Origin of the sequence: Lysinibacillus sp. NPDC056220 (genome assembly GCF_049315265.1) — a bacterium.
GTDB classification, from domain to species: domain Bacteria; phylum Bacillota; class Bacilli; order Bacillales_A; family Planococcaceae; genus Lysinibacillus; species Lysinibacillus pinottii.
Genome location: NZ_JBMOXD010000002.1, coordinates 983,962 through 1,008,375, shown reverse-complemented (window position 1 = coordinate 1,008,375; position 24,414 = coordinate 983,962). Strand labels below are relative to the sequence as shown.

At 33.4% G+C, this 24,414-nt stretch carries 29 protein-coding genes and 3 pseudogenes; 8 read left to right on the top strand and 24 right to left on the bottom strand.

Annotated elements, in window-relative coordinates:
- Nucleotides 1-5 precede the first annotated feature (5 nt).
- From ACOZBY_RS10065 to ACOZBY_RS10045, 5 genes are all read right to left on the bottom strand, one after another.
- Nucleotides 6-1,337 carry an SPFH domain-containing protein gene (locus tag ACOZBY_RS10065; protein WP_031416084.1) on the bottom strand — a complete coding sequence of 444 codons (1,332 nt, stop codon included), beginning with the start codon at nucleotides 1,335-1,337 and terminating at the stop codon, nucleotides 6-8.
- A 146-nt stretch (nucleotides 1,338-1,483) separates the two neighbouring features.
- Nucleotides 1,484-1,858, bottom strand: a complete 375-nt coding sequence (locus tag ACOZBY_RS10060) for a DUF423 domain-containing protein (protein ID WP_012294707.1) — start codon at nucleotides 1,856-1,858, stop codon at nucleotides 1,484-1,486.
- A gap of 12 nt (nucleotides 1,859-1,870) precedes the next feature.
- Nucleotides 1,871-2,296 carry an acyl-CoA thioesterase gene (locus ACOZBY_RS10055; protein ID WP_031416085.1) on the bottom strand — a complete coding sequence of 142 codons (426 nt, stop codon included), beginning with the start codon at nucleotides 2,294-2,296 and terminating at the stop codon, nucleotides 1,871-1,873.
- 492 nt (nucleotides 2,297-2,788) lie between these two features.
- Nucleotides 2,789-3,685: a hypothetical protein gene (locus tag ACOZBY_RS10050; protein ID WP_422762164.1), complete on the bottom strand. Its 897-nt coding sequence runs from the start codon at nucleotides 3,683-3,685 to the stop codon at nucleotides 2,789-2,791.
- 457 nt (nucleotides 3,686-4,142) lie between these two features.
- On the bottom strand, nucleotides 4,143-4,355 hold the full coding sequence (locus tag ACOZBY_RS10045; RefSeq protein WP_422762163.1) for a YolD-like family protein: 213 nt from the start codon (nucleotides 4,353-4,355) through the stop codon (nucleotides 4,143-4,145).
- Between the two features lie 456 nt (nucleotides 4,356-4,811).
- Here ACOZBY_RS10045 and ACOZBY_RS10040 point away from each other — a divergent pair, with 456 nt between their 5' ends.
- Nucleotides 4,812-5,747: a hypothetical protein gene (locus ACOZBY_RS10040; protein ID WP_422762161.1), complete on the top strand. Its 936-nt coding sequence runs from the start codon at nucleotides 4,812-4,814 to the stop codon at nucleotides 5,745-5,747.
- A 355-nt stretch (nucleotides 5,748-6,102) separates the two neighbouring features.
- On the opposite strand, the pseudogene ACOZBY_RS10035 reads toward ACOZBY_RS10040, so the two are convergent.
- The 8 genes and pseudogenes from ACOZBY_RS10035 to ACOZBY_RS10000 all read right to left on the bottom strand — a co-directional run.
- Nucleotides 6,103-6,579 (bottom strand): annotated as a pseudogene (locus ACOZBY_RS10035) (peptidoglycan recognition protein family protein); the annotation flags it as partial.
- Nucleotides 6,580-6,593: 14 nt separating this feature from the next.
- A pseudogene (locus ACOZBY_RS10030) lies at nucleotides 6,594-6,983 on the bottom strand (phage holin family protein); the annotation flags it as partial.
- 226 nt (nucleotides 6,984-7,209) lie between these two features.
- A complete protein-coding gene (locus ACOZBY_RS10025; protein ID WP_422762160.1) occupies nucleotides 7,210-7,953 on the bottom strand; it encodes a YecA family protein in 744 nt (247 codons plus the stop codon).
- A gap of 163 nt (nucleotides 7,954-8,116) precedes the next feature.
- Nucleotides 8,117-8,587 carry a Gp37-like protein gene (locus ACOZBY_RS10020; RefSeq protein ID WP_422762159.1) on the bottom strand — a complete coding sequence of 157 codons (471 nt, stop codon included), beginning with the start codon at nucleotides 8,585-8,587 and terminating at the stop codon, nucleotides 8,117-8,119.
- A gap of 25 nt (nucleotides 8,588-8,612) precedes the next feature.
- Nucleotides 8,613-8,810, bottom strand: a complete 198-nt coding sequence (locus tag ACOZBY_RS10015) for a Gp37-like protein (protein ID WP_422762157.1) — start codon at nucleotides 8,808-8,810, stop codon at nucleotides 8,613-8,615.
- The gene (locus tag ACOZBY_RS10010; protein ID WP_422762156.1) at nucleotides 8,788-9,270 is read right to left on the bottom strand and encodes a Gp37-like protein; all 483 of its coding nucleotides are present in this window, start codon (nucleotides 9,268-9,270) and stop codon (nucleotides 8,788-8,790) included. The genes ACOZBY_RS10015 and ACOZBY_RS10010 overlap by 23 nt, the downstream gene beginning before the upstream one ends.
- A gap of 90 nt (nucleotides 9,271-9,360) precedes the next feature.
- A complete protein-coding gene (locus tag ACOZBY_RS10005) occupies nucleotides 9,361-9,915 on the bottom strand; it encodes a hypothetical protein (RefSeq protein ID WP_422762155.1) in 555 nt (184 codons plus the stop codon).
- 72 nt (nucleotides 9,916-9,987) lie between these two features.
- Nucleotides 9,988-10,182: a hypothetical protein gene (locus tag ACOZBY_RS10000; protein ID WP_422762154.1), complete on the bottom strand. Its 195-nt coding sequence runs from the start codon at nucleotides 10,180-10,182 to the stop codon at nucleotides 9,988-9,990.
- Nucleotides 10,183-10,342: 160 nt separating this feature from the next.
- Here ACOZBY_RS10000 and ACOZBY_RS09995 point away from each other — a divergent pair, with 160 nt between their 5' ends.
- Nucleotides 10,343-11,077, top strand: a complete 735-nt coding sequence (locus ACOZBY_RS09995; protein ID WP_416277628.1) for a YpjP family protein — start codon at nucleotides 10,343-10,345, stop codon at nucleotides 11,075-11,077.
- Nucleotides 11,074-11,610 carry a hypothetical protein gene (locus ACOZBY_RS09990; protein WP_099806208.1) on the top strand — a complete coding sequence of 179 codons (537 nt, stop codon included), beginning with the start codon at nucleotides 11,074-11,076 and terminating at the stop codon, nucleotides 11,608-11,610. Before ACOZBY_RS09995 ends, ACOZBY_RS09990 begins: the two co-directional genes overlap by 4 nt.
- Nucleotides 11,611-11,708: 98 nt before the next feature.
- On the opposite strand, the gene ACOZBY_RS09985 is transcribed toward ACOZBY_RS09990, so the two are convergent.
- The 5 genes from ACOZBY_RS09985 to ACOZBY_RS09965 form a co-directional block, all read right to left on the bottom strand.
- On the bottom strand, nucleotides 11,709-11,948 hold the full coding sequence (locus ACOZBY_RS09985; protein ID WP_422762153.1) for a hypothetical protein: 240 nt from the start codon (nucleotides 11,946-11,948) through the stop codon (nucleotides 11,709-11,711).
- 120 nt (nucleotides 11,949-12,068) lie between these two features.
- Complete coding sequence (locus ACOZBY_RS09980; protein WP_422762195.1) at nucleotides 12,069-12,422, bottom strand: DUF4355 domain-containing protein; 354 nt, start codon at nucleotides 12,420-12,422, stop codon at nucleotides 12,069-12,071.
- 15 nt (nucleotides 12,423-12,437) lie between these two features.
- Nucleotides 12,438-12,695: a hypothetical protein gene (locus ACOZBY_RS09975; protein WP_257216294.1), complete on the bottom strand. Its 258-nt coding sequence runs from the start codon at nucleotides 12,693-12,695 to the stop codon at nucleotides 12,438-12,440.
- A 170-nt stretch (nucleotides 12,696-12,865) separates the two neighbouring features.
- The gene (locus tag ACOZBY_RS09970) at nucleotides 12,866-13,714 is read right to left on the bottom strand and encodes a hypothetical protein (protein ID WP_031417203.1); all 849 of its coding nucleotides are present in this window, start codon (nucleotides 13,712-13,714) and stop codon (nucleotides 12,866-12,868) included.
- Nucleotides 13,715-15,076: 1,362 nt separating this feature from the next.
- Nucleotides 15,077-16,126, bottom strand: a complete 1,050-nt coding sequence (locus tag ACOZBY_RS09965) for a patatin-like phospholipase family protein (RefSeq protein WP_422762152.1) — start codon at nucleotides 16,124-16,126, stop codon at nucleotides 15,077-15,079.
- A 565-nt stretch (nucleotides 16,127-16,691) separates the two neighbouring features.
- On the opposite strand from ACOZBY_RS09965, the gene ACOZBY_RS09960 reads away from it, so the two are divergent.
- Together ACOZBY_RS09960 and ACOZBY_RS09955 are read left to right on the top strand one after the other, a co-directional pair.
- Nucleotides 16,692-17,201 carry a DUF3231 family protein gene (locus ACOZBY_RS09960; protein ID WP_422762150.1) on the top strand — a complete coding sequence of 170 codons (510 nt, stop codon included), beginning with the start codon at nucleotides 16,692-16,694 and terminating at the stop codon, nucleotides 17,199-17,201.
- A gap of 262 nt (nucleotides 17,202-17,463) precedes the next feature.
- The gene (locus ACOZBY_RS09955; RefSeq protein WP_422762149.1) at nucleotides 17,464-17,718 is read left to right on the top strand and encodes a hypothetical protein; all 255 of its coding nucleotides are present in this window, start codon (nucleotides 17,464-17,466) and stop codon (nucleotides 17,716-17,718) included.
- 49 nt (nucleotides 17,719-17,767) lie between these two features.
- Here the strand turns inward: ACOZBY_RS09955 and ACOZBY_RS09950 are convergent.
- The 4 genes and pseudogenes from ACOZBY_RS09950 to ACOZBY_RS09935 all read right to left on the bottom strand — a co-directional run.
- Nucleotides 17,768-17,839 (bottom strand): annotated as a pseudogene (locus ACOZBY_RS09950) (hypothetical protein); the annotation flags it as partial.
- A 12-nt stretch (nucleotides 17,840-17,851) separates the two neighbouring features.
- On the bottom strand, nucleotides 17,852-18,019 hold the full coding sequence (locus ACOZBY_RS09945; RefSeq protein ID WP_422762147.1) for a helix-turn-helix domain-containing protein: 168 nt from the start codon (nucleotides 18,017-18,019) through the stop codon (nucleotides 17,852-17,854).
- Nucleotides 18,020-18,237: 218 nt separating this feature from the next.
- Nucleotides 18,238-18,957, bottom strand: a complete 720-nt coding sequence (locus ACOZBY_RS09940) for a hypothetical protein (RefSeq protein ID WP_197224587.1) — start codon at nucleotides 18,955-18,957, stop codon at nucleotides 18,238-18,240.
- A 249-nt stretch (nucleotides 18,958-19,206) separates the two neighbouring features.
- A complete protein-coding gene (locus tag ACOZBY_RS09935) occupies nucleotides 19,207-19,428 on the bottom strand; it encodes a hypothetical protein (RefSeq protein ID WP_036161846.1) in 222 nt (73 codons plus the stop codon).
- 663 nt (nucleotides 19,429-20,091) lie between these two features.
- Between ACOZBY_RS09935 and ACOZBY_RS09930 the strand changes: the two genes are divergently transcribed.
- Entirely contained in the window at nucleotides 20,092-20,472 is a 381-nt protein-coding gene (locus tag ACOZBY_RS09930; RefSeq protein WP_422762146.1) for a hypothetical protein, read from the top strand.
- A gap of 136 nt (nucleotides 20,473-20,608) precedes the next feature.
- Here ACOZBY_RS09930 and ACOZBY_RS09925 read toward each other — a convergent pair whose 3' ends face one another.
- On the bottom strand, nucleotides 20,609-20,890 hold the full coding sequence (locus ACOZBY_RS09925) for a hypothetical protein (RefSeq protein ID WP_422762145.1): 282 nt from the start codon (nucleotides 20,888-20,890) through the stop codon (nucleotides 20,609-20,611).
- A gap of 616 nt (nucleotides 20,891-21,506) precedes the next feature.
- Between ACOZBY_RS09925 and ACOZBY_RS09920 the strand changes: the two genes are divergently transcribed.
- The gene (locus ACOZBY_RS09920) at nucleotides 21,507-21,929 is read left to right on the top strand and encodes a ferritin-like domain-containing protein (RefSeq protein ID WP_031416121.1); all 423 of its coding nucleotides are present in this window, start codon (nucleotides 21,507-21,509) and stop codon (nucleotides 21,927-21,929) included.
- A gap of 528 nt (nucleotides 21,930-22,457) precedes the next feature.
- Nucleotides 22,458-22,742, top strand: a complete 285-nt coding sequence (locus ACOZBY_RS09915) for a hypothetical protein (RefSeq protein ID WP_036216456.1) — start codon at nucleotides 22,458-22,460, stop codon at nucleotides 22,740-22,742.
- Nucleotides 22,743-22,985: 243 nt separating this feature from the next.
- Here ACOZBY_RS09915 and ACOZBY_RS09910 read toward each other — a convergent pair whose 3' ends face one another.
- Complete coding sequence (locus ACOZBY_RS09910) at nucleotides 22,986-23,840, bottom strand: hypothetical protein (RefSeq protein ID WP_012294729.1); 855 nt, start codon at nucleotides 23,838-23,840, stop codon at nucleotides 22,986-22,988.
- Between the last annotated feature and the right edge of the window lie 574 nt (nucleotides 23,841-24,414).

The following is a 24,414-nucleotide window of genomic DNA, read 5'->3' as shown; positions in this document are numbered from 1 at the left end:
TCTCCTTACTTCACGTCATTTTCATCAAACACATCGCCACATTCAGGGCAGAACTTAGGTGGATTTGCAGGATCTACTGGTGTCCATCCACATTTATCACATGCGTATAATAACGCTCCTGTAGGTTTTTTTGTCCCACATTCACTGCAGAACTTCCCTTTATTCACCGCTCCACATGCACATGACCAACCTTCTTCAACCGGTTTTGCCGTCCCACAATTCGAACAGAACTTCCCAGTATTTTCATGACCACATGTACATGTCCATGAATTATCTTCTTTTGCTGATTGATTTTGCCTATCCGCTTGAGCCATTTGTGCTTGCTTATTTTGTTCATTCATTTGATAAAGCTGACTAGCATTAATGCCACCTGCTTGTGCCGCCATGTTCATGCCCATAAATCCTGTCATTGCACCCGCCTCATTGTTGGCAGCTGCAATCATCGCTTCTGCCTGTGCCCCTGTTAAATGAGCCGCAGCCATTCCAGGGTCACGCATTACAGCACTGCGTTGAAGTTGCTTAATCATAGCCTCATCTTCTTCTGATGCTTTTAGTGTACTAATACCAAAAGACACAACAGCTAATCCGCGTGTTGCAAGCCATTTCTCCGATAATACTTTGTTAAGAGCCTCTGCTAATGCAGCAGTATGGGCAGGTATTTCACTATAGCGAACGCCGCTAGCAGAAATCTGTGCGAACGCCGGTTGTAGAGCTGTCATTAATTCTGACTTCAACTGGCTATCAATAGCAGCCCTTGTATATTCACGCTCTACATTGCCACAAACATTTGTATAGAATAGTAGTGGATCTATAATTTTATATGAATATTCGCCATGACAACGAATAGCAATATCAATATCTAAACCAATATTGCGATCAATCACACGGAAAGGGACAGGTGCAGGTGTTCCGTATTTATTCCCCACTATTTCTTTCTTATTAAAATAGTAAACTCGCTGATCTTTCGCAGGTTCTCCTCCAAATGTAAAACGTTTGCCAATTTGCTTAAAAGTCTCCATAATCCCCTGAGACAGGTCTGAGCCATACATGATTGAAGGTTCAGTTGACGTATCATAAACATACTCGCCTGATTCCGAAGAAAACTCTACGACTTTCCCCTGCTCAACGACCATCATACACTGCCCTTCGTTTATCGCAATAATAGAACCATTACTAATTATATTGTCATTCCCTTTATTGGACCCTCGTTTGGACGTGCGCTTCACACCTTTTGTCACAAGCACATCCGCCGATAATGCCTCACAATAGAAATATTCACGCCATTGATCCTCTAAAACGCCAGATAACGCGCCAATTCCCGCTTTTAATAAACCCATTTGATTTCCCACCTTCACATTGATATTTAGCTTATTTTATCATCTATAAACAATATGTAATACGCATAATCAGACAAATTGTTTCACTTTTCTTTATTCGCACATAAAAAAACGAGCAGCTCCTATGAGAACTGTCTCGTTTTCTTTTAAGAGAATGCCGCAATTGCTACAAGTACCCAAGCGATAATAAATAACATTCCACCTATGGGCGTAATCGCGCCTAGTTTTTTCACACCTGTCACGGCAAGGACATACAGGCTACCAGAAAAGAAAACAATCCCAGTAAACATTAGATATACCGCCCATGAAAGCAGACTAGAACTTCCTAGAAGCGTCTCATTTGAAAGAATACCTAAGCCGATAATCCCTAATGCATGGTACATCTGATATTGAACTGCTGTTTCCCAAATAGCTGCATAATGGGGGGATGCAAACTTATCCTTTAAAGCATGGGCCCCAAAAGCACCTAAAATAACACCAAGGCAGGCCAAAATCGCACCGAACGCTAAAAACATTTCCATTTAGGCTCTCTCCTATTTTGCCACAACGGCAATTTCTTTATATTTTGCATCCCAAGCAGGATCCACCTTACTTAAAGATACCGGACGCAATGTATCCTTACGTGCTAAAATATGTACAGACTGTGCAGTGGCCGCCACTGTACCATCCTCATGTAAAATTTCATAGCCATAGGTTGTTCGTAAGCGGTCATGCTTTTCTACCCAAGTACGAACCGTTGCCACCTGTCCGTAGTGCATCGCAGCCTTATAGGAAATCGATAAATCCATAACCGGTGATACATAACCATCTTCTTCTAACGCCGCATACTTAAAGCCCACATCACTTACAAGCTGCGTACGCCCAATCTCCATCCAAATGATATAGTTGGCATGATAGACAACACCCATTTGGTCTGTCTCTGCATATCGAATCTCAATCTGTTTTTCACTCACAAACATTTTCTTCACCTCGTCCTACATTATAGCGTAAAAGTATTGGTTTGGTGGGGTTTTTGCTCTATTGATTAGAAAAAGTTAATAAATTCATTTTTACAAAAATTAGAAATTAGAATCAGAATAATATTTGGTAATAAATGTTAGTTTCCGTTTTTACCCGTTGTACCCCACTCAATTGGGGTACACTGGGGTACAAAAATTTAAAAATAAAAGATACTGGGCAGGTGCTGGAAATCAAAAATGATACCTATTTTTTAAACGAGAAAAATTTGATGTAAATGATTAAAACCAGGCACTCATCCGAGCGCCTGGTTATTATATATTGCTTCTGGTACTTTATTTAAATGAGACAATTCTTAAAGAACCTTTACTCGTTTTTGATACTGTACCTTGCAATTTAAACTTGGTTTCTACCAAGTTATAAAAGATGCGGTTGCTAAGTATTTTGCTACAATCAAATAAAAACCGCAGGGCAGTGTGCCTTGCGGTTTATTATTACAGTTTGAATGGAAACATGTTTTTAACGTCTGATTTCCATTGATTATTTTGATTGAAGAAAATTCGACGTGTTGCTTTGTTAATTTTAATTGAATACTGTTGATTGTGATTATCTGTACATTCAAAGTGCTGTGATGACTCGAAGTTTTTTGTAAGTACACATGTCTTGAATCCATAAATGTTACAAAGCGTTTCTTGTACCTCAATTTGTATTTCACCCGCAAGATAGTTACATAAATTCTTTAAATTGTTACTATCAATACTTGATTGGTATCGGTATAGCCAGTCCAATAACTGTTTGTTAGTTAAACCTACGCTGTTATAGTATGGAATTTCGTACTGCCGATTGTAACCCATTAATTCCGCAGTAGGGATTGGACGCACTGAAAGTAACTCCCTAAAATGCTGCTCAGTGATAGGAAGAACTGATCCCCCACTCTTCAAAACTTCTAACATTCCTTTAAATGTAGAATCTAATTCTATTCGGTACTCATCAGATTCTGAGCTTCGATTGACCATCACCAGACAGTCTGAAAAACGAGTTTGACTAACTAACAAAATATCTTTACCATTGTCTAGCTTTTCTTTATAACTAGCTGGTGTTAAATGATACTGAGTCTTGTCGATTGAATGTTTTAACGTATTATCGTTTGCTAATTGATTAAATCGCATATCCATTGCCTCCTCTTTTAAGTAAATTCCTTTTTTTAATTCCGTTAGTTTTCCAGCTTTTTTAAGGCCAGAGATCCGAGGTTGCGCTACCCCAAGGTCTTCTGCTAATTCTTGTGAAGTTAGCGTGTTCTGCTCTATTAATAGCTTTAAAAATTCAACTTCTGATACGCCGAATTTTGCTGCGACTTCTTTTAAGTCGGAGAGCTTAACAATTAAGTTCATAATAATATCTCCTTTCTCTCAACTATTAATTTTATAATAGTTAATTAATTAATTAATGGTTGTCAACAATAAATAAAAAAATGACCAAGACACTTTTTTCAAGAAGTACTTAGTCATTTCTTCTTTTGCTTACTTATCAACCTGATTAGCATATCTTAGTACTACATCATCACCAGCAGTAGCAACCTGTACATCACTAAAATACTCGTCTATAGTCGTCCATCCGACGACTCGTATCTTTTGCTAAGACAATTGTCTTTTGAGGTCAAAATACTCCTGACGAAGTTCCTTTAATAATGAATCCATAAGAGGAAGAAAAACTTTCTTCTTTAAATTGCTCTACTTTTAAGTAATCAACCTGTAGCGACTTTATTGTTAGTTCTATTAACAAATATTTGTGTACCATCTTTCGTTGCTCTGGATTAATCATCCTCGTCAACCAATGCTGCTTCTTGTATTAGATCAAATGAAATTCGTTTAATCGCGTTAATTTAACCAATTTCCTCAATTTAAACGCTCGCTGTATAGTTTGCTCTATTTCCTCTAGTTCCCACTCGGTTAAATCACGCTTTTTATCATGGTATTGTTCTTTTTCCCATTCCTTCAACTGAACTAAGTGCTCAGGTAGCATTAATGATGTCCATTTCATATTTCCACGATCATGTAACATACAAATCACTCTCCATTATTAATCGATATCTGAAATTTTTAGGATATATAAGAAATGTACTTTGTGAATATTCATGTACTTATCTTTAATATGGATTAATTTAGTGTTTGCATCCATTTTTGTAACTGTCCCTGTTAGCGGATCTTCCTGTTTGTGAATAGTTAATGCTTTTGTTTTTTTGCCTTCTATTACATCTACTAATTTTTAGGTCATTTCTTCAAGGTCAAATTCATCTCGCTCTAGATGTTTGGGTTCTTTTTTCTTTGAAAGTGTTTTTGATTTTACCATTTAACTTCTCCTTAAAACAGAACGTTTGTTTGTGCATATTATAGAACTAACGTTCTTTTTAGCAACAAAAGATAAATACCATTTTTAATATTTTTTTTATTTTTTTACCATAAATAATATAATCAGTTAAGCAAAGGCTATTATTAAACTTTAAGGAGGTTTTATAATATGTCAGAAACATGCTCTAACTTAGTTAACGAATTGGGTATTTTTGGTGAAACCATCAAAAATACAATAGACAATAAAACTGAGGCAATAAAAAATGAAGCAATTGCTGAAGCAAATAAATTGAATGACGAAAACCCTCAAGGTAATACAGGTTTAACTTTTAACTTTGATGTTACTTGGACAGACAAGCCAATTAAGTTTCACCTACCAACAATTACTATTGTTGATAAACAAATTTCTTTAGATTTACCAACAGTAAAAATGGTTGATAAAGACATTAAGTTCAATTTGCCTGTGTGTAATATGGAAGATCAGGTGGTTGGGAGATATCCTGAGTTTCACGGTTTGAGAGTGGAATGGCATGATATAATTACCACAGTTCCTGTTTGTGAGAATAATGAACAACGTATTGTCATTGGGATACCTGAAATTTCAATGCAAAGGCAAGATATGATTATCGGAATACCAAATATTGAAATGCGAGAAGTTGAAATAGCTATTAAGTATCCAGAATTTAAGCTGGTTAATGTTGCAGTAGAAATGAAAGAGAAATCTGAAAAGTTAGAATCGGGTACTAAAGAAAAATTACGCTCCAGTTTTAATGAAATAAAGTCAAACCTACTTGAAGAATTTAGAGCTAAACATACTAGTTTATTTGACTGTTTAAGATCTGAACTACTTTCTAAAAAAAATGAAACTTTAGTTAGTATTGATGGAATAATCACAGGTCTGAATACCGCAACAGCTCAAATGAAAGAAAAAAATGTACCTTCGGATAATGATTCTTTAAAACAGACAGAAGCAACTTTACAGGATTTAGTTTCCAAAAGAAGTACTATTGATTCTCAATTTGAACAGAATCTAAATGAGCTAAATGCACAACAGCAAACTTCACTTGAGAAATTTGTACAACAGTTTGATTTAAATATTGAATGATTATTTAAATAATAGGTCCACTTTTAATTGTTAAAACGTATTATCTTTAAAGACTTATCTAAATGATAAAAGGCCTAAAAGTTATAATAACTTTTCTGGCCTTTATTTATTATTAGTTATGAATTACATTTTATCGTTGAGCAATAATGATTTTCAAACCTTCGAAATCACCTGTAGTTAGTTCACCTTTATCAAACAATTCTAACTAAGATTTACCGATTAAATTTTTATCTACTGCTTGTTGTAAGAAGTCTCGTACTGCAGATTTAGTTTCTTTGATTGTAAATAGCATTATATCATCATCCTTTACTATTTGTTGGCTTGGTTCCATAGCTTTATTAATACGGTTCAAAAAACTACCCCAACGATCTTCACTTAATATTCGATGAGGGCAATATTTACCGTTCCAGTCCTGATGTTTTTTCACTCTATCAATACTCCAACCATATTGCTTTAAGAGCTTTGCGATGTACTGAACAGCATTTTCTTCAGCCACTCCATAACGAACGCCACCATTTTTGCTGTAGCAAATCTCTACTCCAATAGAAATACGGTTGCCTTTTTTATGTGCATTAGAATCTGTACTACCTCCACCATCTCCACAATGCCAAGCGTTACGGTTAAAAGGAATTGCTTGAATAACCTCTTTATCATCCACGGCCACATGGTAAGACACCTGATTGTTATTGCCAATCATGTACGAAATTTCGTTTGCAGCAGGTGCGTCATTGGCTGTGTTGTGAACCGTGATGTATTGAGGCAGCATTGCGTATGGCGCCTTGTTTGAATATTTACTAGAGGATAAAAGAACTTGTTTGAACGTATATGTAATTTAGCTTTTTCCTCCTTGGCATTGAAGATTTCTAAAGCTTTTTTTACTGGTGCAGGCATGTCCACTCCAAGTTTAGCTGAGTTTTCCCCTAAACTAACCAATTCGTTTAAGATGAACATCAATACCACAGCATCAGGAATAATTTGCCCAATTGAAAAGCCTTGGTCTTGAAGTACTAAATAAATTAAATTAGCTACTACAATCCAAACCCACATCATGCCTTTTTTAATGATGCCTTGATAGCCACGTTTGCTACTGATAGTTCCCCAGTTAGCGGCCATACCTGATAGAAAATCGATTGCATTAAGAATTAAAAGTACCGTCATTAATAGCCCCCAACCGCCTACAAGCCACGACACTACTCCGCCTACTGTGCTAAGTAAAAATTTAAATGATTGTTCCATTTAACCACGTCCTTTGCCCTTTTTAGTGAAAATAAAAAGCCATGAGAGTAATCGAGATTCAGTACAATGTACCGTTGCCCATCTCAATTGGTCTCATAGCGCATAATAAAAGCCCATCACAAACACCGTGAAAGGCTGAAAACTTCATAATTTAATACGAAGCAGTGTAAAATGTTTAATTTAATTTTTATGGTCCATTCCATATTTATTTGTAGAATATTATAGTTTAATTCCCTTTTAATAATTCTGTTGCTTTTTTATCACATTCACTGATTAACTTAGTAAGTATATTCTCATTTTTCTTATCAGCACTAGCGTATATCAAAGTAAAATTTTCAGGAAGAAATAATTCTGTTCCTTCTATCAACGGCAGTTCCCTTGAGTTATATTTATCATGATTACCCAAATCATGGTCAGTAACTATACCTACAATTTTATCTGCTCCAATTTTCAATTCGAATAGGATATATTGAATTAACTCTACTAAAGCATGTTTTTCACCTGGTATATTGTTTTGATGGTAAAATACTTTTCCCATTCCATTAACATAATCTAAATTAGTTGCCACTTTCTGATAATAGATAACAGCGCAAGCAGACTTTACTTTTTCTCCATTATTATTTTCCAAGGGGGTATTAGTATCAATTATAAATAGAAAATCTAACGGCGCTAATGCTTTGAATGTGTCACTTGTTAGCTTATCTACTTCTTTTAAAGGGATATTTGAAGTGACCTTATCTTTATTGTTAGATATTAAATGGGTTAAAAGAGCACTTTGTGGAATAATTGTTTGTCCATCTTTTTGAAAACAAATATTTCCGTTACTATCTATTTGCAAAGCGTTGATAACTGTAGGCTCACCCATATCTACTGTAACAGTAGATACCCTATCATTTTTTTCTTTTCCCATACAACATTTTTTGTGTTTCTTCCCACTACCACAATAGCAAAGATGATTTTTACCAATCATTCCTAACGCTTCCTCTCATAAGTATTTTTACCCTAATTTCTTTATACGTATGATAATAGCAAAGGTTTCAATCAAAGTAAGAAGTGGGTTAAAGATTTAATAGCACAGAAGGCATCCCTCCCTTTTTCACAAGTCATAAAAATAACGCTAGCCTATGCTGCGTCTACTTCTTTAATTCATATTTGAATGCATCAATCTCTCGTCTCATCTTACTTATGAAGGTAGGCTTATCATTATCAAAAACTACCGCAACCTTTCGTTTGCCATATTCGCAAATCACTGTTGCTGCCGTAATTCTTGTATCCATAGTAACGCCCCAACCTTTATCATGGGCCGTCACCATATCGCCTACACTGTAATCTTTTTCGAATATCAAACGTGATGTAGTCAGTATCTGGCCACTTAAGTAAATTTCTGGAGAATGCTCTGATAGCTTTTCATTCCCACGCTTGTTTAAATCAGCTACAACCTTTTCTACTGGACGAAGGTTTCCCTCATCGTCTTCCTCTGATACATCTCTGGCGTCCACAAACATTTCATAACGGTCAGCACCTATAGCATCGCCAATGGAGAAAATTCTGCGCTCTATGCCCTCTCCCTGTCCTGCAACAACAGCGAAATTCTTATAATCCAAATCACTTTCTGTGTATTCGAGGGATTCAATTGTTTTCAAACTCAGTCGAGAAAATAGCTTGTGGCTGCCCCATTTGATTGGCTATTAAGTTCCTTACTTCTTTAACAACGAATACAAAACGTTTATTTTTCAGGTCAACCTCAATGTTCCAACCTAGTCCATGAAGCTCTGATAGTTCGGTGAGCTTTTCGCTTAATGAGTCATACCTTGAATTTTTCTTCAATCACAGGACCTTTATTTTGGTTAGCGCCTAGCACTAATCTTGGAAAGATACGAGCTGGATCACTTGGATTAATCATTTGCATGCTTACAAAATGACGCATTACTGTTTCAATATTGCCTGTCAAACTTTCATGTGTCTTGCCTGCTGCCGGATAGATAAGGCGCTGTGATGTGAAAGTTTTTAGAGACAAGGCTTTTATGCTCCAGTTCTCTGTTTGCTTGCCGGTTTCGTTCAGCTCAATTTCTCGATGCCTGATGATGTAAACTTGATCTAATCGATTGTAAGGGAAGATGATATTACCTTTAATCAATTTGTCAGCATGTTGTAGGTAACGATTGATTTGAAGCTCTAGCTCTCCAATACCTGACCATGAAATACCTATTTGAGCTGAAGAATATCGATCTACCTCTCCTAATAAATTAAATTCATCATCTATGATTCTTAGAGGGATATTTTGCATGTGTTCACCTTCTTTTGCATAATAAAAGCCCTCTACAAATGATTGAAGAAGACTGTATATTACTATTAAGCATGTTATATAGTAATTCTTTTAAATATTAATCTTGATCCGCCCACTAGTTCTTTCTTCATTAAAAGTTACTTCGAAACTATTTTTCATATAGAATTTTTCTAACTTCCCGAACTTATCTTTATCTACAGAAGATAAGTCACCGTATATATACCTTATACCTATTGATTTTAAATATTTTTTAGCATAATCCAATAAAATGCTTCCATTCCCTTCATTTTCATTAACAGCATTCATATCATCAATCTTACACTTACCAATATTATTCATTGAACTACGAGGGTGAATTGTTCCAAATAAACGCGGGACTGGGTGACGTCTGGTGAATGCGCTTTTTAAATATAAATCGAATGTGTCTTCGCTAATAGATAAACATACATAATATTCCACGTCTAGTTTGTTTTTTTCAACCCCAAGAATTGTATATTGTTTTAATAATCCTTTCAAAAAATTCAGTTCCTTCTCTTTATCCCTTAATTCCCTTATTTCCTTTCTTTGCACCATCTCTTTTTCTCGAACTTCTTGATATTGTTTCTTAAGCACTTTTAATTCGTTTTTCTGTCTATTAAAAAACATTTATTTCTCTCCCGACTAATTTTAATTATTATATCGGGTTATGAATAAATACATTTAAACATAAAAATAACGCTAGCTTATGCTGCGTTTACTTGGTTTCGTTATTTTGTTCAGTTGCTTTAATTTTTTCTGCTGTAATTGCCACGCTTCCATATCATCCTCAAGCGTCTGTTTTTTAAGATTAAACCAATAATCCCATTGTTGTTGAAACACGCTTGTAGGTACGTTAATAAGCGAATAAACGATACCACATAAATCTTCTTTCATACGTTCATCTATTAGATAAGAAGATAATTATCCAAAAAGAATATTGTAAATATTAGGAATTATCCTTCTTTAAGGAAATTATTGAAAAATATTAATTAAAATGAGATAATTTCCTTAATATTCCGGAATATTAATAAAATTGAAATACAAGGAGTCAAAAATGAAAAAAATATTTAACAAATTATCTATAATAATAATATTTACATTAATTCTTCAATTAACTTTACCTTTAACTAGCTCTGCCAACACTCAAAATGGGTTAGATTTAATTAGACAAGAAACAAGTTTAACAGAAGATGATATACAATTAAGTTTAGATATTATTTCTGAAAATAGCAGTTTATTTCTTGAAAATGCTGATATTACTGTCCTTAATTCATATGGTCTTGAAGATCAAAATATTGCATTACTAAAATATTTTTATGATATTAATTATCCATCGGTAACTTTAAATGCCTTTGCTGTTTCACAGAATGTAACTAACAATGATAACATTCAACCCCGTTTAGCAAATGTATTAATCAGAGTATTGATTAAAGATGCACTTAAAAAGAAAATGGGTGATAAAATAAAAAAAGAAATTGGTAAGGAAGTAAAAGATAAAATTGAGGATAAATGGATAGCTGCAGCTGAAAAAGAAATTGATAAACATGGCTATTCTAAATTCGTAGGACCAGAAGGTTCTGGGGCAAATGGAATTAGACAAGGCGACCATGTTTTTGAAATTTACGGAAAAAATGGTAATTCTATCATGAGAGGTCATGTAGGCCTTGAACAAAATAAAACTGTAACCAACTGGCACTACCACCTTAAATATGATGGTTTTGAATATCATCATGAACAAACACTTTTAAGACATAATAGCTTACCTGCATGGGGGACTCCGATTAAGTGAATGAACATGAAGAAGTTTTTATATTAAGCTACGGGTGTGATTTAGATCATAGTAATATTGATTATTTAGTAAAAGAACGGCTGTTACCTTTTTCTCATTGGACTAATAAGAAACGACCTAAGGAAACAGATATTTGTGTTAGATATGAGGTATTTGATATTAACCCAAAGAAACACAAACAGCTCTATTACGGCCACAAATTTTATATTAATAAAATGAGATTAGAGGCTTTCATGTATTCACTCTCTAAACTTAAAGGAAATCATGTTTATGTTCACCCTAAGGTTAGAGGGCATGTTAATGTTTATATTGATGACCTAGAGTATTCTGGCCGAGTATACCAAACATTAGTGAATGACCAAAAATTAATTTTTATAGACGAGGAATCTGAAAATAATTTCACTTTAAGAGAAAAGTTGCCCAAACTACAAAAAGATTTACACTGTCTTAAGATGCAAAGTAATATAACTTTCGAAGAGAGAGATCTGTTAGTTACTAATTGGATAAATCGCATAATTAACGAAATTAATTAAAAAAGCAATAAAATTGTTCAAAGTCTAAACTTTAAAAGTTTACTGTAAATTGGACACATTAAGCCCAGGCTCAAAATTGAGTACCTGGGCCTTTACAATTATTTTACTTCATAGAATTTTGTTATCTTGCTTTCGTTGTTATAAACGATCTTCAATCCTAGCAAATCTGCAAGCTCACGTACTTGTACATGCGTCCTACCATTTGTAATCACAGCAGGGATAGTCTTAGCATCATTAAGCATTACTTTTGCTTCTTGTGTCTCTTTTACTTCCTCTAAACCGTTCTTTATATGTAGTTTGAATTGTTGCTCTGTAATCCCCATACTCGCTAAATACAAATATGGATCTCTATGTGTCGTGCCTTTTAAATTGTCCGTAATCCAGCGGCGATACGATGAAATCCAACCATACGAGCCATGTTGTCGTAATTGTCAACAACCTGTAACATGGAACCTTGCTTAAAAGCTTTGTACATTAGGCGTCCACGACATAATGAGATCTATATCGTAAATCTTCATATGTTGTGCGACGTCTGTAAGTACTTCCAGCCATTCTAGTCCGTCGACTCGGTTGTTTCGCCCAATAGCTGCCCCTTCTCGTCCATAAGCATTTGGATTAGTAGTTGTCTTTTCTGCATCATCGCCTACAAAGAACCCTACTAATTTACTCGGTAAGCTCTTTTCGGTAGCAGTGGACAGTGCTGGATTCACTAGCTTTTCTCGTGCAGCTTCTTTTTGAGACTGTTCAAATTGTGCTTTTAAATCACATAACTGTTTTGCTTCCTCCAATTCAGGTGGATAGCGTTTAGAAATCTCTTCTTCCAGTTTCTATGGAAGTGTTTTAGTTTCATAGGTTTTGATTGCTTCTGTCACACGAGTGTCTGCAAAGGACTGTAAATAGCTCTTACCTTCCGCATTTTCGTTCAGGAAAGTTTGAACCGATTTAAGTGTCAATGTAGACTCTTGACCGTTTATGTCATCTCCTGATGGTGGGTTTTCCGTTGGGGGAGTTCCTTCGCCACCGTCTGCAAGCATTTGAATATCTAAAGGTAATAAAGTTTTAAGATTGAATAGATTGCGTGCCATGTTTTCCTCCTTGCCCAATTTAGTTACTCTCATGAATCCCTAAACTGTTGGAAAGTTTATTTGTTCTCGTTCTTTATAGCGTCTGCGAGAATAAAGACAAAATAAAAAACCACTCAAAATGAATGGCTTTTGTAGAATTTTTTTACCCCAAAAAACTATATGAAGTTAACCTATATATCAAAAATATCACTTCTTTGATATTCTACCTTAAGGACTTTACCAATTTGATTTTCTATTTTTATACTTAACCAACTGTTGATTAAATTTCTCAAATTGAAATCAAGCTCCTTTAGATCTATAGGATTTTTATTATAAACTTTTTCAGATTCTCCGTGACGCGAGAATATACCAGTCACCTCTGTTCCATCAGAACTTGCTGTAGTGTTTGCATAGTGAGTAAAATCTCCTAAGATAAAATAATCCAAATAAGGCAAAATCTCTTTTGATAAGGTAGTACGAATTTTTTTATATTCCTTTGCATTTCTCTGAATACTTAAATCAGCAAGAATAATTTCATAGATTTTATAGGCATTTACTAAAAGATATAAATTGTCTCTGTGATATAGATATAATAGGCCAATTACTCTTCTAACTTTTTGATTATGTTTAACCATAGTTAAACAGTTAGCTAGGTATGAGTTGCTTTCCAAATCCTCTATTTGTATATTTTCGAACGGATTTACAATCTGCTCATATTCGATAAGACTTCTGCCATATACCTCTTTTCCCCTACGTAAAGCAGTATATGAATCATCAAAATTAGTCAAATAATTATCCGCTTGCAGTAAGTAATCACCCGTTAAAAGTAAACACCCATTTATTAAACGAACAAAAGACAGTGCCTTGTAGTATGCTTTTTCATAATCTTCTTCTGGCAAGTCACTAAAATGAGGCGATATTAAATAGTATGTTTCATGTTCACTATTGTCTGTAAGATACATTATATCTATATCACTCGAGAACCTTTGTCTTGCTAAACTATATGTTTTATTGTTGTTTGTTAACCCCAGATGCCACATACAACCCTCTCCTTTATTGTTACATTAATGCTATATAAATTTTAGCATAAATACCCAATAATAAAATCACTTCCAAAAAAATTAACCACGAAGAAAGGATGCAGTTTAATCAACTCTTATGATGAAAATCAACATTTTAACTAATACGTTACTTGAGGATTTAAATTTTAAGCAATATCTCTTTGAAATTATCACTAATCAAAACTCAACATATTTAGAATCACCAAACGACTAGAAGCTTCTACCTTTCCATACCTACCCTCCTCCACTAAATTTCTTTTTCCAATCTTCATAACTCATAAATGGCACTACCGGCTTAACTTCTTTGTACGCCTTATTAAAAGCTTTCCTGTAAGTTAACCCTAAATCAGATATGTAAGCTTTAATACGAGCAGCTAAAAAATAAAGAACCAGGTAAGGGTCGTGTTGGCGCAGTTAAAGACCGACATCAAGTATATAATCCTAAAACAGACCAATGGGTAAAAGTAGATTCAGCTACTGGTAAGTTTATGGATGTAAAACAAGACGGTACGTCATTTAAAGGTGTAACTAAAAAATAAAGCAAATTCCGTTAAATAAACCTTTTCTCATTTATTTATTCAACGGATACTTCAAGAATCTTTAATTCCAACCACTCTTCGTTCTCTGTGCTTTTGCATTTGCTTTCTCATAACTTGAAAAATAGCCAAGAACTTCTCCTCCGTATTTTCCTACTTCTTCCATCCTAAGATGAAAGCTTAAATATTGCGGTAATCCTAAAGTCGAATTCTCACTTTTGACACCGTGGTAGAGCAACACACGTAAGATTTTATTCCGAATTTGATTTATTGTTCTTTAATACACTTAAAAGATATAACTGAATTAAAACCACATTTCTCATAGATACAATAAAGCCTTCTAAAATTAAATAACTCCAACCTGTAAAATAAAGTCATTTAGATATTAGGAAAAAGTAATAATTTATATCCATACCAATATTCGTCTTAAATATCGGTTCAATCACAGAAAGATGTAAAAATCCCCAAACTAGAAGCAATATATAGATAGAAATATTGTAAACATATGTTGATATGCATTTGATACATTTAATAAGGCGGATTCTAAAAAATTGTTGCCAAGCTTTCAAAACAAAATAAAACCAAAGTGAATCTACAAAAAGTAGGAAACAACTTTGGTTTTTTATTTTTATATTTCGTAAATCGAATATTTAACAAATGTCCCCTTTAGATGATAAAAAGAGACGCTTGTTAAACAATACACCCTTTAATCGAGTAATTGAGTAGTTTATATTAGCTACAGTTACTTTTTAAAAAAAGTCAAAATGGATCTTATCTAGCTGAACTGGGCTTTCAATCTTAGATTTCACTCTGAATAATTAGGAACATTAATCTCGAATTTCTCCAAGTAAGTTTTCGTACTATTATAAGCGTTAGCTATTATTTTCTCCATTTTCTCAGGTGAAATGTTCCAATCAGTTGTATTAACTCCGGTTACATCTAAAAAAATTGTTCTAGACATATCAATATCATTTAGATATGTATAGTTTTTAAATTCCCTTAGGGTTTTTATGAGGTGTTTTGTGAAATCATAGATGTTGTTAATTTCATTTACAACTGCTTCTTTTGTATGATAAAAAAGAATTTTATCTTCTGATTCTAATCGAAATCCAATAGTTTCAAGATTAGGTTTATATTCAGTTTCAGTAATATTGTTAATGACTAGTTCTGTCTTTTTCTCATTTGCCAATTTATAGCTTTTTGGAACTTCAACATCTTGTACAGACCATAATTCGGTGTCTTCAATAAAACCCTTTTCATCAAAAAGTCTAATTGGGTAGTTCATTAAAACTCCCCCATCAACATAATAATTTCTTTCTTCATCCGTTTTTGCTGTGAAATAGAGTGGTATTGACGTCGAAATTTCAACAGCATCAATTAAACGAGTTTTGGGTGTGAGTTCGTGGCAATAAATTTTGTAAGAATGTGTTGATAAATTAGTACCTACAAAGTACATATCCTTAAAATTTTTTTCTTTTTGAACTTGTTTTATATCTTCAAAGGTTGAATTAACATTACCAGTTGCAAATTCTATTGCATCCCCAATCCATTTTCTTACTACTTCACCTTTATTCCATCCATATTTGGTTAATAATCTGGCGACGTCAAGTACATCTAGCACCTCATTATCTTCTATGGTCTGAAGGTCTTTGCCTTTAATAAATTCTAGCATATCTTTAGATTTAATCCCTAATCCTACAATTAATGCTGTAATAGCTCCTGCCGATGTCCCACCTACTCTTTGAATACTACTGATTACCTCTGATTTTTCTAATGCTTCTAATGCCCCAATATAAGCAATCCCTTTAACCCCACCACCTTCAAAGACAATATTCTTAAATCTATTTTTCGACATACAATCACTCCTAAAATGTTTAGATAAGTGAAGTATGGTTTCATTCTAAAAATTAATACATGCAGAGTAGGTGCCTTAGGCCCCATCAACATTTGTTTAACTATACATTCTCTTATGCGTATAATCGTTGTACTTGATAGTTTCATGTGATTGCCAATAGCTCTCATGCTGTCTCCATCTAGTAGTCTATTATACTGGATCACTTGTACCTCCACTAGCCTTGTGGTGACGCTGCGGCTTTTTTAATGTATAAATAGTTAAAATTCGAACAAATTATAATGTGTAGTGGCGAACTACTTAAGGAGCTGCAGAGATTTCACTTGCTGTGGCTTTTTTATTTATAAAGCAACGCCTATCTTGGTCAGTATTGGATACATAAAATAATCCTAGGCATTGTAGCTCCTAACATTTTTTCATTCTTGATCACCTTCTTAAAAGAAAGTGGTCCTTTTTTATTTCACTTAATAACTCAATCCTTAAATATTTAATTAATAAGTGAATGTTTTTTCTTTTTTCACCCATACTAACCATGCTTTAGCCACAAATAAGAAAAGGATGTGTAAATATGGGTATTCTTGGTGGGAATCCACTAGATGAACCGTTACATTACGGTGAAGTATTTGCTGTTTGGACAAATTTAATCACAGATTATGGTATAATTTCTGGCTACCAAACGTTTTATAATCATGCTGGTGACGAAGATCTTAAAAAAATTATTGAAGATATAATTGAACTTTGTAGAGATGAAGTAAAGCAATTAGAAAAGATTCTAAAAACAAATGGAATTGCTTTACCCCCTGCTTCACCAGAAAGACCAGTAGCAAGAATGGAAGATATCCCTGCAGGCGCTAAATTTAATGATCCAGAAATTAGTGCTGCTCTTAGTGCAGATTTAGCTGCTGGGTTAGTTGCATGCAGTCAAGCAATGGGAACTTCTACTCGAGAAGATATCGCACTAATGTATGGCCAATTCCATACAGCAAAAGCTCAAATAGGTGCCAAACTACTTCGTCTTAATAAAAATAAAGGTTGGTTAGTTCCACCACCATTACATGTAGATTATCCTGAAAAATAATTTTTATTATATCTGACAAAACGTCTCCCCAGTATTAAACTGGGGCTTTTATTTTGTATAAGAAATTTTAATCTGCACACATTATTATTAAGTGTATCGCACGCACTTGCTGTGGCGCTGGTTGACCGTCACAGCCTCCCTCAGTTAGGATAATAGTGTTATCGGCAAAGATCAGTACCTTCATGAGTATTACATAATAATTCCTAGTGATAATAAAACCTCTTCTGAACAGACAACAGACTAATTTGAGGAGGTGAAATCCATGTCAAAAAATCGAAATAAGAACCAAACTGCTGACCAAATTAGACAAAAAATCCAGCAAGCTGAAGCTAACAAAAATCAAGCTTCTGGTCGTTTTTCAAATCAAAATTTTGTGAGATCAACGAACAACGTAGAATTCGGAACTGAGACTGATGCGAACCAAGTAAGACAACAAATTAAAATTGCTGAAACAGAGTACCTTCAAGGAGCTTCTGGCCCTAAAGCAAATTATGGTTTTGGAAATAACTTAAATTAATTTTTTCCGGCAGATTTAATCTGCCGGTTTTTGATTTAATCCTTCCAAATTACCATTCAATCGTCACCTCTGCCCTCGGATTATCCGAATACCACTTGCGAGCAACTAACTCTGTTACTTGGCTGTCATCACGCTATATAACCTTTTTTAACTCTTTTGAATAGAACTTACATGAAGTAGTTTCTTGTAATCCTTCACGTCCACCTGCCTCAAATTTCATTTTCCATCTATGAAAAGTTTGATTATCTATTGAAAACCTTTCACACAATTCATTGATAGAATAGTGACCTTCTTCGAACAATTGAAGGGATATATAGTTTCAACTCGAGTGGATGTTTGCTTCGCCCATAAAAAATACTCCCCTTAGATAAACAGATTTTATTTTTTTATCTGTCTACCTAATAGGGAGCATATCATGTAGCTGTCTTGGTTTTTGTTGTTCTGTAGCCGCATTTACAATTCTTTTCTATACTATTCAAAACTAATTTCAAATACAAAAAAGAGCACCAATTTGGCACTCTATAGACTCGTAAATCTTCTTTCGTTATGGGAGAGATTGTAATAATTTGAATTAAATAAGTTTGCATTAGGTTCTTTAGTGACTTCAAAAGATATATATTTTTGCCCACCATTCTTTTCATAAGCAAAAATTAAATACTTTTCTATGACAGTACTTGTTTTTTCTTTTTCTAGTCCTCCAATTATAGCACCTAACGAACCAAAAATATTATCCCCCGCTATAGCTCTTCCAGCATTACTTACCCAGCTTTTTTGAATCTCAACATCTGTTTTTATTAGAATATCGGTAACTTTATTTATATCTAACTCGATTGTGTCTTGACCCCTCTCAAAAATGACCTTATCTGTGCATCTGTAAACAAAGGTTTCAGCACCTTCAGCAATTGGTAAACCAGCTGTATGTTTTACTTTAATACATAAATCTGCATTGAATAGTTGTTGTCGAGCTCTTGAACCAAGTACTTTACTCTCTGCATCGAATTGTTCTCTCTTTCTATTAGCTTCTCTTTCTTTGCGTGCTTTTATAGCTTTAGCACTATATTTTCTTCTATAAAGTTGAATTAAAAATCCCTCAAATAGAGCAACTAGTACTAATAAAATAGCTAAAATTATAAAGTCCGCAGCTGTATTTCCTTGGGTGTTTAAAAATATACTAGACAAACCATACACGAAATATATTCCAACCAACGAAATGATTATTAGGTGAATAACTCTTTGCATCTAATCCCTCCTCATACACAAATATACATAATTTGGGGAGAATTCACCAGAGCTGTAATAATAGTTATCATAGCTAGTTTTATTTCTTTGATATTTCAGCCGACGGAAATTGGACAATGACATTTGAATAAGTAGATAAATTGTCGTTATCTTCTAAAAAGATAGAGTTAACATATGTTCATTAAAAATGCCCAGGCTCAAATTTATGAGTACCTGGGCTTTGATAATGATGATTTTCAATCCTGCCAATTACCATTTCTCATTATTTTTAAAATTTTTCAAATGGATGTACTCATCATTTTTCATTTTCTGCCAACTACTAATAGCATTCAAAATCAGCATAAAAATTACAAATAAAATAGAACCCACCATGTAATGACCTAAGAAAAAAATTACAAACGCCGCAACCAATAACGATATCATCAATAATATCGCTAAAATATGTATTTTATTATTCTTTTCTTCATTCATACACTCAACCTCCTATTAAATATCTTTTCTGTTATTTCAATACTTTATTGTGGTTTATTTTACCACATTGATAAATTTCGCATATAATTTTTCTTACTTAAATACAAAACAAATTTGATTACTTTAAAATAATAACGATACTAATCAAACTTTATTTTGCACTAAATTGCTTTCTCCAATCCTCTAAGCTTATGAATGGTACTGTTACACTCGGACTCGGCGGCTTTTTGATTTACTAGAATTACTTAATCTCTTAAAAAAATGGGCTGGCGTTGTATGGGATGCTTCGAACAAGTTTGTTCAGCACTGGCCGCTCGTAAGTATGTCTTTCCCTAATAGTTAGGTTTTTTATAAATACCAAGAGAGGAAACATTTTTCTGTCTCCAACCTCCCCTCCAGTTTACAAGAAAAGATTTTAAATACCTAATGTGTAACGAATGTAACATTTATACATCTATTACATTTGTACATGAACAAATTATAGTGTAGTCATGAATGCTATAATATTTGTATATCAGCAAACTGATGTTAAAAGCACTGAATGAATTTTCAAAAACCTCCAATTTTTAACTATATAAGGTATAATAACGTATAAAAAATACTAAATTAAACCTATTTCAAAGTGTTTAATTTAAAATATTTTGTAATTAAGGAGAATTATTGATGAAAATCCAAACCAATAATACATTAAATTATTTGAAAACTGAGGTAAATAAAAATATAAAAAATGAAAGCCTCTTAGATTTATTTGGAATTAAAAACAAAGATGAAGACGAAAATGAAAAAAATATCAAACCTAAATTCGAAACCAGATATGAAGATGGATATATACGTACATATCTTGTGAAATCGAATGGACAAAAATTAGTTAGAGTACTTGTTAAGGAGGTAAAACAAACCAAAGAAAACATGAAAGAGTCTATAGATATAGAGTATATGTTGATACAAGAGCTTGAAAAGGTATCTAATCCCCAAAAATATGAACAGAATACTTCTATTTTTGAAAAGGAAAAAAATATCTCTAAATATAAAACAGGTATTTGAGGACGAATAATATATACCATGATTAGTATTGATTATTAATTTGCGTGAAGGTTATAACTGATACCTAAATATAAATCTTATTAATTGCCACACTCTTTAATTGTGGCAATTAATTCGTAGGAGCCAAGGCCCCAATTCATGCAATCATCTTAACGATGCTATCCTTAATACGTTTATTGCTTGTTGCTGATAGAGCCATGTGTAGCCCTATCCATCGCTGGGACTTGCCGTCTAACATCCAGTTCAACACTTGGACCTCTCTATCACCAGCAACTCCTTCGTTTAAACTTTGAACCTCAAAAAGCTTCTTTTCATACTCAGTAACACGTTTCCTATTTTTCGAACGTCTAATTGCATCCTGCATAATTGGATCGCCTAAGCCGATTGCTGCCTTTGGTAGTGTTCTTTCTTTTAGCATAGGTTTGCCTTCAAGCTGAGTTATCATGACTTATCTGACAAGCCATCAAAGGGCATAAACCAATTCGAGCAGAAGCGTGAACACGCTACAGCCTTTCTATATGGGCACCCTTATACCCAATTGTTGTTAAATAGTCTTTTCAAGAAAGCCAATGAGTTATATGAGCAAATTATTGAATCGGCAAAGGCGCTTTCGATTTAGATTTCTTCGATTTTTACTAATATGAATGGTTCTCCCCCTCATTATTTGTTCATCTGTATGCTGTATCGTCTGTAACCCGATTGTGAGCTGTCACCTTTATGTAACGCAATACATAGAATACGGTTGTGGTAATTCATCACTATGTAAGTAAAGAGGTTATTGATTGAAATGACCAAAAATAATTCACTTTGGGTGATGGCCTATCTGCTGTTGCAGCAGGTTTAGCATCAAATGCTTTAAAAAAAACAAATAACCAAAATCCTCAAATCCAGTGATCAATCTAAGGTAGTAAAGGCTCTTCAAAAGCAAATAGACTATTTAATAAATGAATTAATGCAAGTTAAAAAGTCGATTACTAGAGCTTCTCCTAAACCTTAAAAGGTGACATTAAAATATAAAAAAGGAGGGTAAACCTTTGCAATACACTGTACAACCAACTTCAAACAATAGATTAATTCTCGACCTTAATAAAGCCATTAACGGCGAATATAATGCTATTCGATATTATGAACAATTGGCAAAGCTTGCTCCAAATGAGGAAGTTAAAAATCGTATACTAGAAATACAAAAAGATGAAATAAGACATTACCAAGGTTTTGTTTATACCTATACTTACCTTACAGCTCAACAACCAACTCTACAAATAAACGAAACATTGCCACAGAACTTTAAGAGTGGTATTTTAACGGCATTTAAAGATGAACAAGAAGCCGTGGAATTTTATCATCGTGTTGCTAGAGAATATAATATTCCTTATATTAGTAATCAATTCAGTTCCAATGCTTCAGATGAACAGAATCACGCAGTTTGGTTTTTATTCTTTATTAACCAATATTGATAATGAAATATTACCGACTAAATGGTCGGTTTTTTTATTGATTATCAGGAATTACTTACAACCGCCAATCAAGATAGTTCTGTCCCTTCAACTCAGAATGCTCTTGCCTGATGTGCTTGTCCCATTTTACTTTGTTTTCAAATAGTTTGGTTAAGGTTCATTTTTACGCCACTTCGCTAGCCATTTCATAAGCTGCATGTTCTTGAAACTTATTTTGCTTCTGTAATTCTCTAAGTGTTATGACATACAAATTTTTGAGTATTTGTGTATTTGACATATAAATGACTCACTAAAATGGTAAATCCGATTCATCAACCCAAATGGGTCCCTTGCTGTACACAAACGGATCTTCATATACCATTTTATAACTCAACTAGTTTTTTACCCCCATATTGCAGGAAATCTTCCCTTGATAAAAATGGTTATTATTATTTTAAAAGTTAAAATTATACATATATAAGCACCCTTTTATAGGAATTAATGATAAAATATAAAGTGTTAAATTATCATAATTGGAGTGGTGTTTCAATGGAAAAATTCCGTGTAAGAAAATGGGTTAAATTGCACCCTCAAAAAGAGATACTAATCACAAGTGAGCACTACAAAACATTTGGGGATATTGGATTCATAAAAATAATAATTATTGCTACATATAAAGGAAAAACCTTATCTTTTGACCCTCAACTTTTTGAAATTATGCCTTCACTTCCTTCTGTAGATACTGACACACTTTCTAAAATAGTAAAGGACTACGCACAATTAGTAAGAGAACAGTATTTAAATAATAAAAAAAAGCCATCTCATTATTTTTAATACAAACCAGTTAGTATCAAAAAATTAAAGGACACTCAATATGAGCGTCCCTTGAATAATTTATTTCTTTGTCATGCTCAATGAAGTAGCTTTCCACGAATCACCAGAAACGAATGTAACTGCACCTAAACCATTTACGTATGATGCCATTGCTACAATACTGTTTGAACATGCCTTATCTAATTTCAAAACCACTCTATCAAGAGTGGTTTTTAGTCATCCTCATAATATTTGGGTTAATGTCTAAATACGCATTAATGCACCATCTGGTTTTGGTAATTCTTGAGCTGATATCTGATTCATTTTACAAAAATGTTTGAAAAATTGTTGTGCCAGCTCCCGTTCATTTGAATCACTTTTCAACGAAACTATATCAAGCAAAATTTGTGCCATCCACAAATTTTCAAAATAACGATATTTACCTGTTTTCCATATTATTTTTTCAGGGGATTTTTCGTTTATATAATATTTCCAGAAAAGTAACTGATTCGATTCTTGTTCTGTAAGCTGAATTCTGTATAAGGAATGAGCTGGAATGTATCCATCTTCACAAATTTTACCAACAAAATCTTCTTTCACCATATAGACACCTAAAATACGTCTGTCTTTTTCAGGCATTTTGGGATCTATTGCTGTTAAGACGACAGCACTATTTGGGTGCAATCGGCTCGGCTTGTTTGGCTTTCCTATGTTATTACCACTTTTCAATATTCCTGAAAAAACTTTCCACTCTGAAAAAGCACTATTCTGTTCATTTGTGTCACACCAAAAAACCATTTGAGAGGATGGATGTAGTTTATGGTTTTTCATAAGTTTTTCATGTTCCAAGCGAAGTGCCAATTTTTTTCGTTGTTGTTTTTTTTCCTCCTCCTTTTTTAGTTCCTCTTCTTTTCGTTCTTTTTCCTTTTTTTGTATAATTTCTTCAAGTAATTTAGCATCACTTTTATCATGTAATATTAGATGGTTTCCAAATACATCCGGATAAACAAACTTTTTATTTTCCGATGCGAAATGGATTTCAATACTAGAATCGTTATGCTTCACTATACTACCTATACCAAAACGCTTGTGTGTAACTTTCTTATTGATTAGATTCATTATTTTAGTCCTCCTTAAGGAATAAAAAACTTAATTACAATTAGATAGTAAATTAATAAATTTATTTTCAACTAACTTCCTTAAAAGCTCACATAATTGTTTTGATTTTTTCTTTGGCTTATAAAAGGATATTAAAAAAACGTACCCAAACTCTATCAGCAAAAAGGACTTCAGAATTCAAAAATACGATTTTAAAAATAATTGTAACATTATTATAACATTTTTTTAGTAATTCCACAAATTTATTATTGACAACTCATTTTATCATAGGTTAAAATGAAAAATTATTCTCTGAAATAGTTTAGATTTTATCTATAACTGAAGAACTGTTAGTCAGAAAAAGCCCCGGCTCAAAATTAATTGAGTACCTGGGCTTTTAAAATTTCATCGTATACCTTTAGTAATTCACTATTTGAAAGCCACCAAAATATCTCGCTGAAATCAGGTGTATCTCTATCGCAATATTTTTAAAGCTTTTATCCGTTCGTGTCAAACATACTTCATGAGTCAAAAATAAATCTGATATTTGCATTATTAATGATATTAAATACTCTTCCATAAATTTGATGACTTA

Bases quoted from the DNA above. Each gene is read 5' to 3' on its own strand.
- ACOZBY_RS10065 (WP_031416084.1), bottom strand. From the start codon at position 1,337: ATGGGTTTATTAAAAGCGGGAATTGGCGCGTTATCTGGCGTTTTAGAG.
- ACOZBY_RS10060 (WP_012294707.1), bottom strand. From the start codon at position 1,858: ATGGAAATGTTTTTAGCGTTCGGTGCGATTTTGGCCTGCCTTGGTGTT.
- ACOZBY_RS10055 (WP_031416085.1), bottom strand. From the start codon at position 2,296: ATGTTTGTGAGTGAAAAACAGATTGAGATTCGATATGCAGAGACAGAC.
- ACOZBY_RS10050 (WP_422762164.1), bottom strand. From the start codon at position 3,685: ATGAACTTAATTGTTAAGCTCTCCGACTTAAAAGAAGTCGCAGCAAAA.
- ACOZBY_RS10045 (WP_422762163.1), bottom strand. From the start codon at position 4,355: ATGTTACATGATCGTGGAAATATGAAATGGACATCATTAATGCTACCT.
- ACOZBY_RS10040 (WP_422762161.1), top strand. From the start codon at position 4,812: ATGTCAGAAACATGCTCTAACTTAGTTAACGAATTGGGTATTTTTGGT.
- ACOZBY_RS10025 (WP_422762160.1), bottom strand. From the start codon at position 7,953: ATGATTGGTAAAAATCATCTTTGCTATTGTGGTAGTGGGAAGAAACAC.
- ACOZBY_RS10010 (WP_422762156.1), bottom strand. From the start codon at position 9,270: ATGCAAAATATCCCTCTAAGAATCATAGATGATGAATTTAATTTATTA.
- ACOZBY_RS10005 (WP_422762155.1), bottom strand. From the start codon at position 9,915: ATGTTTTTTAATAGACAGAAAAACGAATTAAAAGTGCTTAAGAAACAA.
- ACOZBY_RS10000 (WP_422762154.1), bottom strand. From the start codon at position 10,182: ATGAAAGAAGATTTATGTGGTATCGTTTATTCGCTTATTAACGTACCT.
- ACOZBY_RS09995 (WP_416277628.1), top strand. From the start codon at position 10,343: ATGAAAAAAATATTTAACAAATTATCTATAATAATAATATTTACATTA.
- ACOZBY_RS09975 (WP_257216294.1), bottom strand. From the start codon at position 12,695: ATGGCACGCAATCTATTCAATCTTAAAACTTTATTACCTTTAGATATT.
- ACOZBY_RS09970 (WP_031417203.1), bottom strand. From the start codon at position 13,714: ATGTGGCATCTGGGGTTAACAAACAACAATAAAACATATAGTTTAGCA.
- ACOZBY_RS09965 (WP_422762152.1), bottom strand. From the start codon at position 16,126: ATGTCGAAAAATAGATTTAAGAATATTGTCTTTGAAGGTGGTGGGGTT.
- ACOZBY_RS09960 (WP_422762150.1), top strand. From the start codon at position 16,692: ATGGGTATTCTTGGTGGGAATCCACTAGATGAACCGTTACATTACGGT.
- ACOZBY_RS09955 (WP_422762149.1), top strand. From the start codon at position 17,464: ATGTCAAAAAATCGAAATAAGAACCAAACTGCTGACCAAATTAGACAA.
- ACOZBY_RS09940 (WP_197224587.1), bottom strand. From the start codon at position 18,957: ATGCAAAGAGTTATTCACCTAATAATCATTTCGTTGGTTGGAATATAT.
- ACOZBY_RS09935 (WP_036161846.1), bottom strand. From the start codon at position 19,428: ATGAATGAAGAAAAGAATAATAAAATACATATTTTAGCGATATTATTG.
- ACOZBY_RS09930 (WP_422762146.1), top strand. From the start codon at position 20,092: ATGAAAATCCAAACCAATAATACATTAAATTATTTGAAAACTGAGGTA.
- ACOZBY_RS09925 (WP_422762145.1), bottom strand. From the start codon at position 20,890: ATGCTAAAAGAAAGAACACTACCAAAGGCAGCAATCGGCTTAGGCGAT.
- ACOZBY_RS09915 (WP_036216456.1), top strand. From the start codon at position 22,458: ATGGAAAAATTCCGTGTAAGAAAATGGGTTAAATTGCACCCTCAAAAA.
- ACOZBY_RS09910 (WP_012294729.1), bottom strand. From the start codon at position 23,840: ATGAATCTAATCAATAAGAAAGTTACACACAAGCGTTTTGGTATAGGT.